This is a genomic window from Hellea balneolensis DSM 19091 (assembly GCF_000428525.1).
GTDB classification, from domain to species: Bacteria; Pseudomonadota; Alphaproteobacteria; order Caulobacterales; family Maricaulaceae; genus Hellea; species Hellea balneolensis.
The window spans coordinates 859,793-877,675 of sequence record NZ_AUAC01000003.1 but is presented as its reverse complement, the minus strand read 5'-3'; the positions used below and the strand labels follow the sequence as shown (position 1 = coordinate 877,675).

15 protein-coding genes and 1 tRNA gene are annotated in these 17,883 nt (G+C 47.2%); 6 read left to right on the top strand and 10 right to left on the bottom strand.

The genetic code is table 11. The features are described from left to right. Positions 1 to 68 precede the first annotated feature (68 nt). From F569_RS17515 to F569_RS0110365, 10 genes are all read right to left on the bottom strand, one after another. Complete coding sequence (locus F569_RS17515; protein WP_051279726.1) at positions 69 to 494, bottom strand: arsenate-mycothiol transferase ArsC; 426 nt, start codon at positions 492 to 494, stop codon at positions 69 to 71. Beyond that, the gene (locus tag F569_RS0110405) at positions 494 to 988 is read right to left on the bottom strand and encodes a UPF0262 family protein (protein WP_051279724.1); all 495 of its coding nucleotides are present in this window, start codon (positions 986 to 988) and stop codon (positions 494 to 496) included. The genes F569_RS17515 and F569_RS0110405 overlap by 1 nt, the downstream gene beginning before the upstream one ends. Then, positions 985 to 1,401 (bottom strand): DUF2948 family protein, encoded by a 417-nt coding sequence (locus F569_RS0110400; protein ID WP_026942161.1) that lies wholly within the window; start codon positions 1,399 to 1,401, stop codon positions 985 to 987. The genes F569_RS0110405 and F569_RS0110400 overlap by 4 nt, the downstream gene beginning before the upstream one ends. Before the next feature lie 6 nt (positions 1,402 to 1,407). Next, positions 1,408 to 2,670, bottom strand: coding sequence for a UDP-N-acetylglucosamine 1-carboxyvinyltransferase (murA, locus tag F569_RS0110395; RefSeq protein WP_026942160.1), 1,263 nt, complete (start codon positions 2,668 to 2,670; stop codon positions 1,408 to 1,410). Positions 2,671 to 2,756: 86 nt separating this feature from the next. After that, on the bottom strand, positions 2,757 to 2,894 hold the full coding sequence (locus F569_RS19700) for a hypothetical protein (protein ID WP_169697921.1): 138 nt from the start codon (positions 2,892 to 2,894) through the stop codon (positions 2,757 to 2,759). 19 nt (positions 2,895 to 2,913) lie between these two features. Further along, positions 2,914 to 5,118, bottom strand: a complete 2,205-nt coding sequence (locus tag F569_RS0110385) for an alpha-galactosidase (RefSeq protein WP_026942159.1) — start codon at positions 5,116 to 5,118, stop codon at positions 2,914 to 2,916. Between the two features lie 9 nt (positions 5,119 to 5,127). Further along, positions 5,128 to 5,889 carry a SapC family protein gene (locus tag F569_RS0110380; RefSeq protein WP_026942158.1) on the bottom strand — a complete coding sequence of 254 codons (762 nt, stop codon included), beginning with the start codon at positions 5,887 to 5,889 and terminating at the stop codon, positions 5,128 to 5,130. A gap of 24 nt (positions 5,890 to 5,913) precedes the next feature. Beyond that, positions 5,914 to 7,434, bottom strand: a complete 1,521-nt coding sequence (locus tag F569_RS0110375) for a tryptophan halogenase family protein (protein WP_026942157.1) — start codon at positions 7,432 to 7,434, stop codon at positions 5,914 to 5,916. A gap of 85 nt (positions 7,435 to 7,519) precedes the next feature. Then, entirely contained in the window at positions 7,520 to 10,285 is a 2,766-nt protein-coding gene (locus tag F569_RS0110370; RefSeq protein WP_026942156.1) for a TonB-dependent receptor, read from the bottom strand. Positions 10,286 to 10,586: 301 nt separating this feature from the next. Beyond that, entirely contained in the window at positions 10,587 to 11,366 is a 780-nt protein-coding gene (locus tag F569_RS0110365; RefSeq protein WP_034388185.1) for a DeoR/GlpR family DNA-binding transcription regulator, read from the bottom strand. Between the two features lie 177 nt (positions 11,367 to 11,543). On the opposite strand from F569_RS0110365, the gene F569_RS0110360 reads away from it, so the two are divergent. From F569_RS0110360 to F569_RS0110335, 6 genes are all read left to right on the top strand, one after another. Then, positions 11,544 to 12,626, top strand: coding sequence for a galactose-1-phosphate uridylyltransferase (locus tag F569_RS0110360; RefSeq protein WP_051279722.1), 1,083 nt, complete (start codon positions 11,544 to 11,546; stop codon positions 12,624 to 12,626). Continuing rightward, the gene (gene galK / locus F569_RS0110355; RefSeq protein WP_051279720.1) at positions 12,626 to 13,690 is read left to right on the top strand and encodes a galactokinase; all 1,065 of its coding nucleotides are present in this window, start codon (positions 12,626 to 12,628) and stop codon (positions 13,688 to 13,690) included. The genes F569_RS0110360 and galK overlap by 1 nt, the downstream gene beginning before the upstream one ends. Further along, positions 13,690 to 14,694, top strand: a complete 1,005-nt coding sequence (gene galE / locus F569_RS0110350; RefSeq protein WP_026942152.1) for a UDP-glucose 4-epimerase GalE — start codon at positions 13,690 to 13,692, stop codon at positions 14,692 to 14,694. Before galK ends, galE begins: the two co-directional genes overlap by 1 nt. Before the next feature lie 27 nt (positions 14,695 to 14,721). After that, entirely contained in the window at positions 14,722 to 16,191 is a 1,470-nt protein-coding gene (locus F569_RS0110345; protein WP_026942151.1) for an SLC5 family protein, read from the top strand. A 70-nt stretch (positions 16,192 to 16,261) separates the two neighbouring features. Beyond that, positions 16,262 to 16,336: transfer RNA gene (locus tag F569_RS0110340), tRNA-Thr, on the top strand. 111 nt (positions 16,337 to 16,447) lie between these two features. Continuing rightward, positions 16,448 to 17,845 carry a flavin monoamine oxidase family protein gene (locus F569_RS0110335; protein ID WP_084168941.1) on the top strand — a complete coding sequence of 466 codons (1,398 nt, stop codon included), beginning with the start codon at positions 16,448 to 16,450 and terminating at the stop codon, positions 17,843 to 17,845. Positions 17,846 to 17,883: the final 38 nt, after the last annotated feature.

Sequence of the window (17,883 nt, the reverse complement as noted above, 5' to 3'; positions counted from 1 at the left end):
CTATCGACTCAGGAGTTTCTAAGCCATTTCTGCGCCCTATATAGGGGTTTTTCTCAAAAAAACAGGGGTTATTCCAGAAAAGCGCGTTTCAGACGGCCTTCTATATTATCCCGTATGGCGCGGTAATTATTCATAATGGCTCTAACATCAAGCGAACCTTGAGTGGGGTCGGGAAACGGCCATATCCTGATTTCAGTATCTGTTTCCGCAAAAGCCGCTTTGGCTGTCTCTCCAGCTGCATCAGTAAAGGCAATAACAAGATCAAAAGGATCATCAGCAGCATCACCAAGCGTTCGCGCTTCGTGATCACTCATATCAACGCCTTTTTCGCGCATGACCGCGACCATAAGATCATCAAGATCACCAGCTGCAATCCCGCAGCTTGCAGATCTCACATCGGGGAAATGCTTTCTCATCAAACCCTCAGCCATAGGAGAACGAATGGAATTTAAGTAACAAACGAAAAGAACTGATGAAGGCAATTTTTCGGACATTAAGGACGCCTATGGAGTGAGCATATCAGCGTAAAAATTCGCCGTGAAGTATTGAAATCCATCTCAATGGAATTGCGAAGGCTGTCTGTCAGCAAGCGCGATCCTTCATTGTGCAATCCTCTTCGTCCCATATCGATTGCTTCAATTTGAGGGGATGTGGCTGTTCGGATGGCATTATGATAGCTCTCGCAAATCATGAAATAGTCTTTCACGATGCGCCGAAACGGCGTCATGGAAAGTGTGTAGGTGCCGATATCCAAGCCAGTGCTGCGCTTGATTTCAAAATCGAGGCGTGACCCATCCCTCAAGGTTAAATTGACGAGATAAGGCCCCTTCTCGCTTTCGAGTGGCTTAAATTCATTTTCTTCCAAGAGATCAAATATGGCGACGCGTCTCTCATGCTGCATCTCGACATTTGTTACGGGCAAGCTGTCAGCGTCGATATTTAACTCGACGATGTAGTGATCGTTGTCGATATAAGTGTCATCACTCATTCAGGATGAAGCGGCAGTTTATTAGTCTCGCGGGCCCCCGTGACATCGGCTAAAATGACATCAAGACATTCAACATCGGCCTGCAACTCACCGCCGCCCGCAAATATCAAGCTTAATACGCCAGCGGGTTTATCCGTTTCATCAAAGACGACATTTAAGAGCACAGCCATAGCTTCAGGGTCGCTGCGATCAATGCCGCGTGTTCTAACGCCCAAAACACTATCAAAGCGAATGCCGGATTGCGCTCGCGCTGCTTTATCAGACTCGTGCTGGAAACGGGTCATACGCAAAGTCAAAGACCGTCCGCGCAGATCATAATTGATCTCACCTACGCGCAAGATAGCATCCTGCACTGCGGCTGCAATTACCTGCAAGTCATCTTGTGTTTCAGCTTTTAGCCGCAGTTTAGACATATCACCCTATTCTTTTTCGCGGCGAATACGGGCGCCGCAATTTCCAAGCTTAACTTCAATGCGTTCAAAGCCGCGGTCAAGGTGATAAACGCGCCCGACATGCGTTTCTCCACTTGCGGCCAGTCCGGCGGCTATAAGAGAGGCCGATGCGCGGAGGTCCGTCGCCATAACCGGCGCGCCTTTGAGCTCTTTAACGCCGCGAACAATCGCTTCACGGCCCCTCACATCAATATCTGCGCCCATACGAGACAGCTCAGGACAATGCATAAAACGGTTCTCAAAAATATTTTCACGGATGATGGAGGTGCCGTCCGCAAGACACATCATCGCCATAAATTGCGCTTGCAGGTCAGTGGGAAACCCCGGATAGGCTTGGGTTTCCATATCCACCGCTTTTAGGCGTCCGCCGCCGCGCTCGATTAAAACAGTTGTTTCATCAAGGCTGACCTTGGCTCCAGCTTGCGCGATGAGCGGCCAGAGCGACCCAAGGTGGTCGGAGCGAATATTGGTAAGACGCACAGAACCACCCGCTGTGGCTGCGGCCAACGCGTAGGTTCCCGCTTCAATACGGTCAGGGACTACGGCATGATTCACACCTGAGAGCTTAGACACACCCGTAATGGTGATTTGAGAACGTCCCGCTCCAAATATTTTTGCGCCCATCGCATTAAGGCAATTGGCCAAATCAATGATCTCGGGCTCCCGCGCCGCATTGTTAAGGACGGTTTCACCTTTGGCGAGAACAGCGGTTAGCAATGCATGCTCGGTCGCGCCAACCGATATGAATGGAAACGTAATTTCAGCTCCTTTAAGGCCGCCATTTGCCGCCGCAATAACATAACCCTCTTCGAGCTTAATCTTAACACCAAAGCTCTCCATGGCTTTCAGATGCAGATCTACAGGACGCGCGCCGATGGCACAGCCGCCAGGCAATGAGACTTTTGCAGAACCATTACGCGCAATAAGCGGGCCTAGAACATTAAAACTCGCGCGCATCTTACGCACCAGATCATAAGGCGCTGTTGTTGAGCTTAGGGTCTCTGCGTTGAGCAGCATCTCGTCACCCTCACCTGCATCAACTTGTACGCCCAAATGTTCAAGAAGCCCGGCCATAGAACGTGTATCACGCAATCTCGGCATATTGGTCAGCTTAATCGGTTGGTCCGTCAAAAGGCAAACGGCCATAAGTTTAATCGCTGAGTTTTTAGCCCCGCTTATCGCGATTTCGCCATTTAGCGGAAACCCGCCTTCAATTACAATCTTGTCCATCTTGGTCTTATCCTAACGCAAAAGCGTATATTTGGGAATCAATCCGTCTTTTTAAGGGTCGTCATAAGGCAATCCCTGCCGTAATGTCACGGCTTTGGGGTCTCGCTTGACTTTACCTCTTCCGCTTTTTTTCTCGTGACGGCTTTTCTGCGGCGAAGATTGGCGCGTAAGTTAGCGGCTAATCGTTCTTCGCGCGTTAATTTAGGGGATTTTTTATCGCTCATGCCCCTTCATATAGGGGCTCTAAGCACGTTTGAAAACAAAGAGATATGAACTAAAATCACCCTTAGCCATATAACGGACCTTATCATTCACTTGACCAGTTGCGACATAAGGTAATGGCATTCCATTTTGTATTAACGCATCACCAGCATAGCGCGAACCGTCTTCGACCAGCATATAATCCGCATCAGCTTCAAGACCGACCATGCGCGCCCGCCGGAACGGGAGGTTAGGCGCAGCAAAGATATGGAAATAAGCCAGATAAACTGTGCGCTCATCACGGCTTGTATATTGCCAACAGACTTCATTTTTGGATTTAATCAAGCGATCAAAACGACCGCCAACAAAATCCCCTGCGCTGTCTTTTGCAAATGCCATCAGACTTTGTAACTGATCTTTGTGAGCGTCTATATCGTCCTCATTAAGTGATATACCGCGCGCAGCACAAAAGGCTCCCGCATTGAAACGCGTCTCAACAGAGCTGACACGGCCATTTTGATGGTTCGGTGACGGGCCAATATAGGCGGCTGTCACATCGAGCGGGAAGAGATAGGAACAGCCATTGATGATATCGAGGCGCCCAATGGGATCACACATATCACTGGTCCAGTTTTGCGCCATATAGCTCAACATGCCGAGGTCAAAGCGGTTCCCGCCACTCGCGCAGTTTTCAAAAAGTATATCCGGATATTTTTTAACTAGACGGCGCAGCAAATCATAAAGCCCTAGCATATAGCGATGAGAGACTTCGCGCTGTCGGTTTTTAGGCAGTCCCGCAGAGCCGACTTCGGTCATATTACGGTTCATATCCCATTTGACGTAATCAATGTCCCCGCAAGACAAAATATCATCAATCTGGCCATAGAGATAATCAATGATTTCAGGACGGGAAAGATCAAGCGTCAACTGATTTCGGCCCAATGACGGCTTGCGTCCAGGCACATGTAAAATCCAATCTGGATGCTGTTCAAACAACTTACTCTTCGGATTAACCATTTCAGGCTCAAACCATATCCCGAACTTAAGGCCTTTGGCTTTGACCTTTGCGGCTAATGCCGGAATGCCATTGGGAAAACGCTCTTCATCAGCGGTCCAGTCTCCTAAGGACGATGTATCATCGCGGCGACCTTCGAACCAACCATCATCAAGCACTAACATATCCACGCCGATTTCTTTAGCTTTGTCAGCCAGATGCAGAACCTTGTCTTCATCGACATCAAAATAAGCCGCTTCCCATGTGTTGAGATAAGTCGGGCGCGGCTTATGCCGGAAGCGTTCCGGCGATATTTTATCGCGCACAAATTCATGCCAAATATGACTCATACTGCGCAGACCTTTATCGGAGTAAACATGAAGGGCTTCGGGCGTGCAAAACTTTTTGCCAGGCTTTAAACGCCAATGGAAATTAAAGGGATTGATACCGGCCAGTAGTCGCACAGCTTCAAACTCACCCTTCTCAACAGAGAGAGAAAAATTTCCGCTATACATTAAGGTCGTCGCATGGACGGCGCCATAGTCTTCAGTCGTTCCCTTCTCAACAATTGCAATAAAGGGGTTATGTGCGGCACTAGAAGTCCCGCGCGCGCTATCAACGACGAAGCGGCCTTTGGGAACATCTATGCGCTCTTCATTGAATTCACGCGACCACGTGCCGTGAAGGTGAAGGATTTCATAATCATGCGGCGGCAGATCCAAAGCTGAGCTGAAAGCATGTTGGAGCTGTAGCTCTTTCTCGCCTTTGTTTTTAAATTTAGCCGAGCGAACCAAGACGCCATAATCTTGATAGATGGTGTAATAAAGCTCAACATCAAGTTTGTGTAGCGGGTCTTCAAGCGTAACGATTAGAGTTTCACTATCCCCGCCCCGCGCCGAGGGCAGTTTCTTTAGGCGCGGCTTGTCTTTGACAATACGATAATTTTTATAATGTAGAGAAAAGACCGTATTGCCATCGGAGTTACGGCCATGAAGCGCTGGGAAACGATAATCAGATGTCCCAAAGCTTGGAAACTCCTGCGGGGTATCAGCTAGGCTGAAATAAGGCCCGCCCTGAAAGTTTGAGGCGACTTCACGCTGCGTGCGCAAGTGATGCACGGCGACATCAAGCGGGTCACGTAACGGTCCGCCATAATGCAAATGCTCTAATATACCTTCAGGCGAGACACGAAATACATAAGAAAAATGCGCATTGGTCAGCGCAAAAGTTTTATCTTTTGAAACTGTAATCACGGCTGACTCCTAAGCAGGACGGTTGTCTTTACTGACTTCCAAATTGATATTTTTAATTGAGGCACTCTCCGCATTTTGATTATTTTTACGGATAAGAGCGTTGAGTTGGAATACTGAAAAAAGCATCGCATAAATTGGCGCAAGATAACCTCTGTCGCGTAATTCTGTCAGGCGCTCCGACGATAGTTTCTGCAGGTTATCTTCATGTATCATACTGAGGCCACGGATACGATTGATCTGCCCATCACTGTAATTGACGGCTAAATCGACTGATCGAATGAGATCAAACTCAGACAGGGTTTCAAAGAATTGAAAGGTATGGACCATATTCTTTGAGTCCTCCATGAGTTGTGCCTGGAGCTGTTTAGTGTGCAGAGATAAACGCGCCTTTTTATCAAACAGCGCTTGTCCCTCATCTTTGGAAAGCGCCTCACTTTCAGCGTCAATTCCCAAGACAGGCTTTGCACCGCCCTTATCATCTTTCATCAAAAAAAGGGGGTAGGTTTTCATTGCTGTGGGCTGAAAACTAGATGTCCACTCATCACCGGAAATAAACAAATTTTTATGAGGCTCAAAGCTCGTCAGAGCAGATAAGCTTATTGCGCCATTACTCATGCGGCTCATCATAACGGGAAAATCTACAGTGGCTTGCGCGACTTCGGTCACGCGCAATGGCAACATATGTGAATTACGAGCATAAATAATACCGCTATCATGTCCAATTCTCACATCGGCATGCTCACCGGAGTTTAAAGCCGTTAATTTGGCCATAGTAATGTCCTGTTTTTTAGCAGATTATTGCTCAAGCCAATGTTCAATATAATCTCTATGAGGCGGCAGACTTTGTAATAATTGCTGCGTCATCAATTGGTTTTTTTGGCGAATTCTATCCGCTTGTTGCTCCTGATTATACAGATAAGCTTGGCGCGAATAATCTGGTTTGTATCCCATACCATAGAGAATATATTGATAGCTAGCGGCCGGGAATAATTCTGCAACCCCGTCAAAATCGGATTTAATCGGGCCGCGATGCTTCCAGATGGCCAAATCTTCTTTCAAGCTATCGGGAATACTGGCCGGGTCACAATGTGCGCGCCAATAAGGTTCGGGGCGTTTCGTGAGAATGTAATGCAGCTTTAAAAAATCCGTGATGCGCGACCAGCGGTAATCCATTTGCTTATTAAATCGTTTCGCCGTCACCTCCATAGACGTTTGATCGGCAGGCAAGTTCTCAGCGATATAACGCGCCGCGACTTCTACTAGCATAATAGCTGTAGCTTCTAACGGTTCTACAAAACCACAAGAGAGACCAACGGCAACGCAGTTATGCTCCCATGTTCTGGCACGATAGCCAGATTGAAAACTGATGCGTTTCACATCAAAATCACCCAAAGGCTTTCCAATATATTTGCTTAGATTGGCCTCAGCTTCGGCGTCAGATAAATAAGCATCAGAATAGACATGCCCAACACCACGCCGCGTTGTCAGGCCAATATCCCAAGTCCAGCCGGCATTCTGGCCCGTCGCAATCGTGTGACATGCCACGTCATCATCTTCGCTCTCATAAGGCACATGCAGGGCCATAGCTTTATTATTGAAGAGATACTTCTCATTTGAAACAAATGGAACATCCAGAGCCTTACCCAATAAGAGCGAGCGAAACCCGGTACAGTCTACATAAAGGTCAGCAGAAAGATCAAATGGACCGTTATCTCCCTCGAGTTTCAGAGCTCCAATATGTCCTATCTCATTGCGCTCTACGTCTTTGACGGTTCCAATAACATGCTCAACGCCAAGTTCTGTCTTGCAATGCTCTTTCAGGATATTTGCAAAAGCTCCCGCATCAAGGTGATAGGCATAATTACAAACGCTTTGAAACTCGCCTTCAGCCAACGATCTTGGCGCGAGACCAGCCTCGCAAATTTCCTGCTGATAGTTAGCTTCAACGGCGAAGTCTTCAATATCCTCAACATAGGGCGCCATATCCATCTGCCCATATCCTAAAGGCACGGTGAAAGGATGATAATAGAAATCATCATCGGTGACCCAGTTTACGAACTTTCCGCCTTGTTTGAAGCCCGCGAAACATTCTTTAAATATCGTTTTTTCATCAATGCCGATAGTGCGCACAGTATTACGGATAGTGGGCCAAGTGCCCTCACCCACGCCAACGGTCGGGATATCCGACGCCTCAACCAGAGTTATCTTTAATGAGCCCTCGGGACGATTACGATGATGCGCCGCGATAATGGCAGCACTAAGCCACCCGGCAGTTCCGCCGCCAACGATGAGAAGGGATTTAATTGAGTCTGACATCTTTCTACAACTTTATGGCAAAAAATTAGGGCTGATAAGAGTGTCCTATCAGCCCTAAAGTCAGGGTTACGTCAATGTGACAGCTTTACCACTTAGCACGAACGCCGACAGCGTAGCGTGAACCGTTATCTTCAATAGAGTAGATTTGGTTCGGGAAGCGGCCTGTTTGGCGGAGCTCTTCACCTGTGATGTTAATACCTTCAACAAAGACGGTATATTGGTCTGTCACGTCATAGCTTGCGCTGGCGTCAAACTGACCAAATGTCTCTGTGTTGATAGGCTCGCCGTTAAAACCGTTGTCAATACGGCGTAGGAAGCCCTCACGACGGTTATAGGCGACACGGCCTTGCAGACGCTCATTCTCATAGAACAGTACGATGTTTTGCGAATCGCCCACACCTTCGAGTGAGAAGTTCGTCGCAGACGTTGGGTCTAGAACCACGTTACTGTCAACAAATGTCGCGTTGGCAGAGATACCAAAGCCGTTATCGAGAACATGTGTTATGGCGACTTCGACGCCTGTGACTTTGGCACTTTCGCCGTTTTGCGGACGACTTACGCGGTAAAGCTCGCTCTCGCCGTTTAGTTCTTCCGTATTGGCAATAACATCAAAACCAGGACGCGCAGGATCAATGTCGCCAGGCGCGGCACAGCTTGGTGTCGTGCCGGCACAGCGGAAGCCATCGGCGGCGCTACGATTAGCAAGTGTGAAGCTTTCATTGCCTGTGAGGTTTACAATGATATCGTCGATATCTTTGTGGAAGGCCGCGATAGAGAATACGCTGTCTTCTGCATAATACCATTCAAAGGCCGCATCAAAGTTTGTGGACTTAAACGGATTAAGCGCAGGGTTACCACCGCTCGCTGTCAGATTTTGACGGCGAGGCTCACCAAAGTTAGTCGCAGGTGAGAGCTCAGACATGGTCGCACGTGTTAGCGATTCATACGCTGCGAAACGCACTTTCATATCTTCACGCACATCAAAAGCGACATCAAAGTTACCAAGGAAGTTCGAATAAGATCCCCCTTCCGTGATATCAGTGGCGGGGCCAAAGACGTTGGAGAAGAGCGTTAAATCAGTTGTCGGAACAACATCGGCAATAAAGCTTTGAACCGCCGTAACGTCAATATTCGTGTTGGCATAGCGAACGCCCATATTGATTTCTACAGGAATGTCTCCGGCATCAAAACCAAGTGTCGTGTCTACATAGCCGCTAATGATATCTTCGTTGATTGTGTAGCGGTTATTCTGGAGGGTTGTCACGATTGGAACACCTTCCGAAGCCAGATAATCAACATATGCATCACCATCATAAGTGTAAAATGTATCGATTAGGCCTGGGAAGAAGTTATTCGCTGTAAAGGGACGGAAGTTGATGATGTCATTCGGCGCGGCAACTTGATAGCCACAGAATGCACATTGGTTCCCAAAGATTTGGAAGCGTGACTTTTCGCGCATCTGACTATAGGCACCGAAACGGACAGCTTTTACGGCGTCAACATCAGGCGTGTAAGAGAAATCAGCTTTGAATTCTGTAATTTCGTCTTCATCCGTCGGGACATTACCTTTTTCATTATAGTGAAGGCGGCTGAGACTCGCATCAGGGAGATTTCCGCCCGTAAAACCGTCATGGGCAACCGTTGGGTATTCGCCAGTGCCATCAAATGAGTAATTATTGATAATACCAACAACATTGAAACGATCTTTTCCGGCGCGATCATTTTCGGCTGTTGAATGGAAAGCATCGAGTGAAACATTAAGGTTTTCAGTCGCATCCCAATCTACATTGATACCAAAACCTTTATTGGTCACATCGCGTGAATTTCGAGTAGTGGATACAAAGTCAGAAGCTGGATCACCAGAACCTTGGTTAAGGCCAATTTCCTGCGTAAAACTTGTAAGTGTTCCGTTAGAGTCGATTGTCCCGCTTCCGACGCGGTCGGGTTCGAACCATGATGCCAAGTCGGTTACAAGTGAGTCGACTTCAAATTTCGAAACAAAGCCATCTAGCGTGACAGTCATGTCGTCATTCGGCGCAAATTGTGCTGCCAGACTTGCATTTAAACGCTTACGCTTTTGCCTATCAACAATTTGGTCCCAGTTACGCGGGATGTAAGCATTCTCAAACAATACGCCATCGCGATTATTTGAAATCGTTTGCCCGGGACGCCAACCTGCTGTGGCAATTTGATTGATTTGAACATCACGCTCTGAATAGCTGAAAGCACCCAAAAGACCGAATTTATCATCGTTAAATGTGTTACTGATCAGGAGCGAGCCCGCAGGAGAGATTTTCTCGGACAAGCTTTCATAGACGCCCTTAACAGAACCAGCCATCTGGAAACCAGGATTATCGAAAGGCCGCGCTGTCGACACATTAATTGTACCGCCAATACCGCCTTCTTGTAGATTTGAACGACCGGACTTATAAACTGTCGCGCCTGTAATTTGTTCTGCGGCTAACACATCAAAGTTAAATTCACGGCCACCTGAGTCAGTTGCAATTTGACGTCCATTTAAGAGAACCGTGTTAAATTGAGGTCCAAGACCACGAATAGTGACCGCTTGGCCCTCGCCGCCGCTGCGATCAATGGCAAGGCCAGGAATGCGCTGTAGAGATTCAGCAACGTTAAGATCAGGGAATTTACCCAAATCTTCCGCCGCAATCGCATCAACAACACCAACAGCTTCGCGTTTGATGTCCTGTGCGCGCTTAATAGAGCTTCTAATACCTGTCGCAATAACTTCATCTTCAAATGTGTTAGATGTTTGCGCCATAGTCGGAGCGGCCCACATCATTGCGGCACTCCCTACTGTACAAGCCAATAAATTCTTTTTGTTAAACTTCATGAGACTCTCCCTGAGACATTATAAATTGCCTGACGCTTATATTGCGTCACTTGTCCTCACACTAAATTCGATGGAATGTTCGTCAAGTCCAAAAATATTCTTTTTCGAACATTTTTTCAACTCTGTTGCATTTTTACACTAATTTCGTGACAATAATTTCTAAATAACCCATAATTTAAGGGTTAATTAGAGAATGAGGTCAAAGAAACTCAACTAAAGAGAATATTTTTATTCGAAATCGCGTCTAATCGCATCTACGCGCAAGAGTTAATGGCGATCACCAGTATCGACTCGAAAACCTCTACGGGTCTGCGGAGGACACAATAATTTCAATATCTTCGGACTCACAGAGATTTTTGAAGTGAGTCTCTGGCTCACTATCCGTTATAATAGCGTCTAATTCACGAATATGGCCAACACGATTCATTGCGCGGCGCCCGAACTTGTGACGGTCAGCAACCATGATGACTTTCTGAGAATTACGCAAAATAGTTTTCGCAGTTTTCACTTCCTGAGGATCATATTCGAGTAGTGTTCCATCTTCATCGACACCGCTGATACCCACGATTCCAATATCCATCCGAAAATCACTTATAAAATCATCAGATGACGAGCCGATAATGCCGCCATCTGAATGGCGAACCTGTCCGCATGAGACAATGATTTGAAAACTCTCATTTTGCGTCAAAATACGCGCTACGTGAAGGTTATTGGTAAAAACATGCAGTTTTTCATGCCCCAACAAAGCCTCAGCAATAGCCTCAATTGTTGTACCTGTGCTTAAGAATATAGACGCGCCATTAGGGATCATTGCCGCTGTGACCGCTGCAATTTTCTTCTTGGCTTCCACACCCGTCTGTAAACGATCTTCGTAAGGTGGATTTTCCGCACTTTTGACTTGTCCTGCGCCTCCGTGAAAACGCGTTAGCAGCCCCTGCTCGCTTAACTCATTCAAATCACGGCGGATGGTTTGAGGCGTAACATTAAACTCTGTCACCATAGCTTCGGTAGCAATAAACCCGAATTCTTCAATCATCTGAAGTATGGAGGCTTGCCGTTTCGACGGTTCAAACTTTTTCATGCCTTTGGCTTAGCAGAGAGTTTAGTTTTGTAAAATCTGTTTTTGTCAAATATTCGAACACTCTAATGAGGCTTTCTTGTAAAATTGAGCAAAACACATGATAAAATTTACATTTTCCCTAGCCATGAACTTAAACTCGCGCTAGAAAAATGTTCGTTTTCGCAAATATCGGGCCACATGACAAACTTATTGGAGCACACAGAGTGTAATGTGCAAGGTCGCACAATTCACCGCCGCCATTTCGTCAAAAGGGATGGACGTGAGCTTTTTCTCTATGGCTATCGCCCTCACACCCTTGCACCTTTAAACGAAGATGACAGCGCTGTCGCCAAGGGCGGCGAGCTAAGATATCACCCTCTACGCCGGGAATGGAATATCTACGCGGCGCATCGACAAAATAGAACGTTTAAGCCTTCTGCTGCAGATAATCCATTGGCCCCCTCTGCCGAAGGTAGCGCGCCAACAGAAATTCCTTTTACTGATTTCGAACTTGCTGTCTTTGAGAACAAATTTACGAGCCTTCATCCCAAAGCACCAGAGCCCGCTTCTGTTGAAGCCCTTAAGATGATGCGTGCGAGTGGACGATGCGAAGTGATTGTCTATGGTCCTCAAGATTTTGGCAACCTTCATTCTCTTGGCCAAGATAAACGGCGGCTATTGCTCGCGGCGTGGAATGACCGTTATGAAACACATTACGACAATGGCTGTGAATTTGTTCTTCCCTTTGAGAACCGCGGAGATGAAGTCGGCGTCACACTCCATCATCCACATGGACAAATCTATGCCTTCCCTTTTGTTCCACGCGTGCAACAGGACGCCATGATGGCATTTGAAGCCGGGTATAGCTTAACAAAGGATATGAAAATTTGGGGATCTGAATACGGCGTAGCCAAGGCAGGCGGCCTGAGCGCTTTTTGCCCGCCTTATGCCCGCTTTCCCTTTGAAACATGGATTGCCCCCGATATTTCGGCTCGCGGGCCTTGGGAATTCAGCGAAGAACAATTAGATGGTTTCGCGCATTTACTGGGTGATATAACACGCCGCTATGATGAATATTTTCAGCGCCCCACTGCTTACATGCTTTCACTGCATGCGGCGCCCTTAAAAGCTGGCGATAGCTTTCACTTCACAGCTCAATTTTATCCGCTTCTGCGCGCACCAGGACGTGTCAAATATCTAGCGTCTGTTGAGCAATCAACGGGAACATTTACCGTTGATGTCATGCCCGAAATGGCCGCTAAAACGCTCAGAGCACTTTAATGATAGAAGAGCGTTTTGAAGCAATTTTTTCGGCAGCGCCCGCAATAAGTGGTTTTACCCCCGGACGCGTCAACCTGATTGGAGAACATACGGATTATAATGGTGGCATGGTTTTGCCTACGGCTTTACCGCTCGGGATAAGCCTCGCCCTCTCGCCTCGTACGGACGGTGAAATTCACATTTGGTCGGATAAATTCGATGATATCGCCATTCGCAGTCTGTCAGACAAAGCCTCTGACCATTGGTCGGATTATATTGTTGGCGCTGTGATTTTGGCCCGAGAGCAAGGCTATCTACAAAATGGCCTTAATGTCGCCGCACGCACCACCCTGCCCTTTGGCGCGGGTATATCCTCTTCTGCCGCAGTAACGGTGGGAATACTGAAACTCGCAAGAGACTTAGCGAAAGATAAGACATCAGATAAAGACATTGCTGTGTTGGCCCGCCGCGTTGAAAACGAATTTATTGGCATGCCTTGCGGAATTATGGATCAAATGGCCGTGGCGATTGCTAGCCCTGGCCAAGCGCTGGCTCTTAATACGGAGACACTCGGATATGAGCTTGTTGACCTGCCAACTGATTACCACATGGCCGTCATTCACTCAGGCCAGTTTCGGCAGCTCAATGAAGGCCGTTACAAAGAGCGCAAAGAAGAATGCGATGCGGTCAAAGCCGCGCTAGGCCATGATAATATTTGCCAGATATCAGATGCAGAATTTGCGTCGCTAAGCAGTCTTCCGGACGTGCTACAGCGCCGCGCGCGTCATTGCATGACAGATCATCGCCGCACCATAGACGCCATTGCGTGTTTAAAAGACAAAGGTTTTACAAAGCTTGGCAAGCTTATGAATGAGAGCCACATTTCTATGCGGGATGATTTTGAGATCACAGTTCCAAAAGTGGACCGGTTAGTTGAAGACGCCGTCAAATTAGGCGCTTTAGGGGCGCGTCAAACGGGTGGCGGCTTTGGAGGATGTATCGTCGCCTGTATCTCAAATGATAAGCTGAAAACATGGAAAAATGAGCTACTTTCTAGCCATCCGGAAAGCTTTTGGGTCAGTTAATGACATTTGATCTTACAGGCAAAACGGTCATTGTGGTGGGCGGCGCGGGGTATATTGGTGCGCATGTGTGCAAAGCCGTGGCGGATAATGGCGGCATTCCCGTTACCTTTGATAATTTCAGCTCGGGCCACCGGCACGCTGTAAAATGGGGGCCATCTGAGACCGTTGATCTACGCGACAAGGCTGCAACGCTTGACGCCTTCACAAAACATAAATCCGCTCATGCTGTTGTTCACCTTGCGAGCTCTATAGAGGTCGGTATTGGCGAAAAAGACCCGGCCGGTTTCTATGAAAACAATGTCGTAGGCGCACTTAATCTACTCGAAGCCATGCGAGAGCTGTCCCTGACTAATCTCATATTTTCGTCCACCTGCGCGACATATGGCGAAACGGATCAGATGCCATTACTAGAAAGCCAAGTTCAAAACCCCTTCAGCGTTTATGGAAAAACTAAACTGGCGATTGAGCATATGATACAGAGCTATCATAAAGCTTATGGGTTGGCTTATATCACCTTACGTTATTTCAATGCCTCCGGGGCAGATAGCTCAGGCCTAATAGGTGAAGAACACGATCCTGAAACTCACCTCATCCCAATTGCCTTGGCGGCCGCGGTAGGCTTGCGCGGAAAAATGAAGATATTTGGGACGGATTATGACACGCCGGACGGGACTTGCATTCGTGACTATATCCATGTTTCCGATATTGCTAGCGCGCATATATACGGCCTTGAAGCTTTTGCAAACGGGCTGACCCAAACAGAAGTCAATATTGGCACAGGGAAAGGTGTCTCCAATCTGGAAATTCTTAAAATGATAGAAACAGTGACAGGTCATGCTGTCGCCTATGACGCCGCGCCTCGCCGAGATGGAGACCTAACGCGGCTCTATGCAGACCCTAAACGCGCAAAAGAGGTCTTGGGTTTCACCGCTGAGCACTCTAATTTAAAAAATATAATTCAAACCGCGTGGAAATTTCATCAAGGCGTTTGGAACATAAAATAAACCTATAAAACAAAACAGGGGAATATAATGGAATTACAGCTCTCGCAGTTCATCGTCTTTTTATTGCTTACAGCTCTGATTGCTGCCGTTACAGTCTGGTTTTGCCTGAAATCAAAACCGTCTGAAGATGAAGAAAAAGACTACTTTTTAGCGGGCGGAAGCTTGAAATGGTATTTTGTCGCCGGCTCAATTACGCTGACAAACCTTTCTACTGATCAACTCGTCGGTATGAATGGTAATCAAATGGCCTTATTAGCGTGGTGGGAGCTCGCGGCCGTCTTCGGTTTGATGATGCTTTGCTTTGTTTTTATCCCCGTTTACTACAAATATAACTGCACAACGACAACAGAACTTCTCGAAAAACGTTATAATAACAAGCACATACGCGCCCTTATTTCAGTGCTTTTTCTACTTGGGAACATCTTTATTTTTCTTCCGGCCATCCTCTATGGCGGCTCACTCTTCATGCAAAGTATGTTTGGCATAGATGTGAACCTTTACATTCTGGCCCTCTTATTTGCGATAGTCGGCTCTGCTTACGCAATCTTTGGCGGGCTTCGCGCTGTTGCCGTTTCAGATACATTTTCAGGTGTGTTGCTCCTTGGCTTAGCCATCACGGTAACAGTTATTGCTGTTAAAGCCATTGGGTTTGACTTTTCGGGTATTCCAAAAGAGCGCCTCACACTTATCGGCGCGCCAGACTCAGACATTCCTTTCACGACCCTATTTACCGGCATGATCTTTATTCAGATGTTTTACTGGTCAACAAATCAAACTATTACGCAACGCGCCATGGCCTCTCCTTCTGTCAAAGAAGCACAAAAAGGTATCTTTGCAGCGGCGGCAATCCGCCTGCTGATCGTGCCGCCAATCATCGTTATTCCGGGCATCGTCGCTTTTAAACTTTATGGCGACATTGGCGATGCCACATATGGACGAATTGTCGGTGACTTGCTGCCAAGCTTCCTTTCAGGTGCTTTTGCGGCAGCGATTGCCGCAGCGGTTTTGACGACATTTAACTCTATCCTAAATGCCTCAGCCGCTCTGTGGGTCTGTGACATTCACGAGACCTACATCAATGATAAGCCAAATGTGAAACGGCTTTCGCTTTGGGTTTCTATCTCCATGGTTGTTCTCGCTTTTATAATGATCCCGATATTCAACAACCCTGAACAAAGCATCATCAATACGGTGCAGCGTCTCTACGGCCTTCTGTCCATGCCTATTCTGGCAGCCTTTGTCGTTGGATTGCTCTTCAAGAATGTTGAAGCAAAAGCTGTGATTATTGCAGTCATCTTTGGCGTCGCCTTCTATTACTGGATGCTTCTGCCGCTGGCTGAAAATGCAAGCCTACAGACCCAAAATATTCAGCTGCATTACATCCACCTTATGGCCATAAATCTTGTAACTATGGTGATTGTTGCCCTTGTCTTGAACCGTTTGGTTTTCAAGAACAAAGCCAAATGGGACGCCCATAACGTCTTTGGCAGAGCCTAACAGCCTTAAGGCCTGCCGCAAAATTTTAAGTGTTGCGGCAGGTATTCATTTATGTAAAACGCCCCTCTAAGCCGCGGTAGCTCAGGGGTAGAGCGCATCATTGGTAATGATGAGGTCGGGAGTTCAATTCTCCCTCGCGGCACCAGTTTCCAAAAAGCCATTTTAAAAAATAAAAACGCTCCTTTTAGTCATTACATGATACTGAACCAGCAAGAGTATTTATGGCCATGTTGGAAAGGGCTCATTAGCAGCGACTATGACGAGACAAAAACTTAACAGGCGCATGGTTTTGGGCGGTTTAGCAGCTCTCCCAGCTTGCAAACCTTCCGGCAGTAAATTGGATGCTGAAGTTATCATTTTGGGAGCAGGCCTTGCGGGCCTCAATGCCGCGCGATTACTGGCCGCCGCAGGAAAAGACGTTTTGGTTCTTGAAGGGTCTTCTCGCATTGGCGGACGTATCCAGACCATTAATCATGGCAAACTGGGATATACAGAAGGCGGAGCAGACAAAATTAAGGCCAGCTATAGCCGCATAATCCAAACTGCGAATGAGCTTGGGGTCGATCTTATTCCTAGCGCAGAATATCAACCAGAGACCCTATATCACTATCAGGGCGCGAATTATTCCCGACAGGCTTGGAGTACCATTACATCGCCTCTATTCCCAGCACCATTTGGAGCTAGCGCGCCCGCCTCACCTCTTTTTGAGCTTGCAGCTCAGAATAATCCCTTGAAATCAAATCATGATTGGCTTGATCCTAAATTTTCTGCTTTTGATATTTCGGCCCAAGACTTTCTCTTGCAAGCCGGGTTTGGCGGCGATGCGCAAAAAATCATGGAGAAAGCGTTCGATGGCAATAGTTTGCGCAGCTATTCGATGATGAACCTTTATCGCGCACTCATAGACACACCTGACGCGAAGCAGATGAAAGTTAAAGACGGAGCTCAACACCTCCCTGAAGCCATGGCTGCGTCTCTTCCCCGCAAAGTTAAACTCGATCATATGGTTAGCTCTATTTCAGTTGAAACAGAGAGCGTCCAGATTGAAACCACGCAAGGAAATACTTACCGAGCTAGCTTTTGTATTTGCGCAATGCCATTTGGGGCATTGCGAAATGTTACTATAAGAGCCTTTATGCCGGAAGCCCAAACCGCCGCCATCAGAGAGTTGCCCTATACGCAAATATTACAAATTCATTTGAAAGCCAAAATACCTTTTTGGGACAAAGATGGCCTCCCTGCGGATATGTGGACAGATTTACCTGTAGAACGTATTTTAGCTGAACGAGATACGAATGGTAAGCCGACCGGGTTATTTCGAGTTTTAATCAATGGGCGCGGCGCAACGCGTTCGATATGGCAAGATCGAGCAAAAATAAAAGAACGTGTAACGGCCTATATGAAAACTGTCCGGCCAAGTAGTGAAGGCCTCTTTGAACTTTTAGCCATACAGGACTGGACCAAAGCAAATCCATTTGCTGGCGGCGCATATATGCACTGGGCTCCAAGACAAATTAGTCAATGGTCAAGCCCCATGGCAATGCCATCATCTAAACTAGCCTTTGCAGGCGAGCACGTTAGCCGTATCCATACGGGTATGGAAGGCGCTATGGAGTCCGGAGAAATTGCAGCCGCGTATTTGCAAGCACGATAAAAACATAAATTATGTTCTCGCGAATAAGTTCATCAACA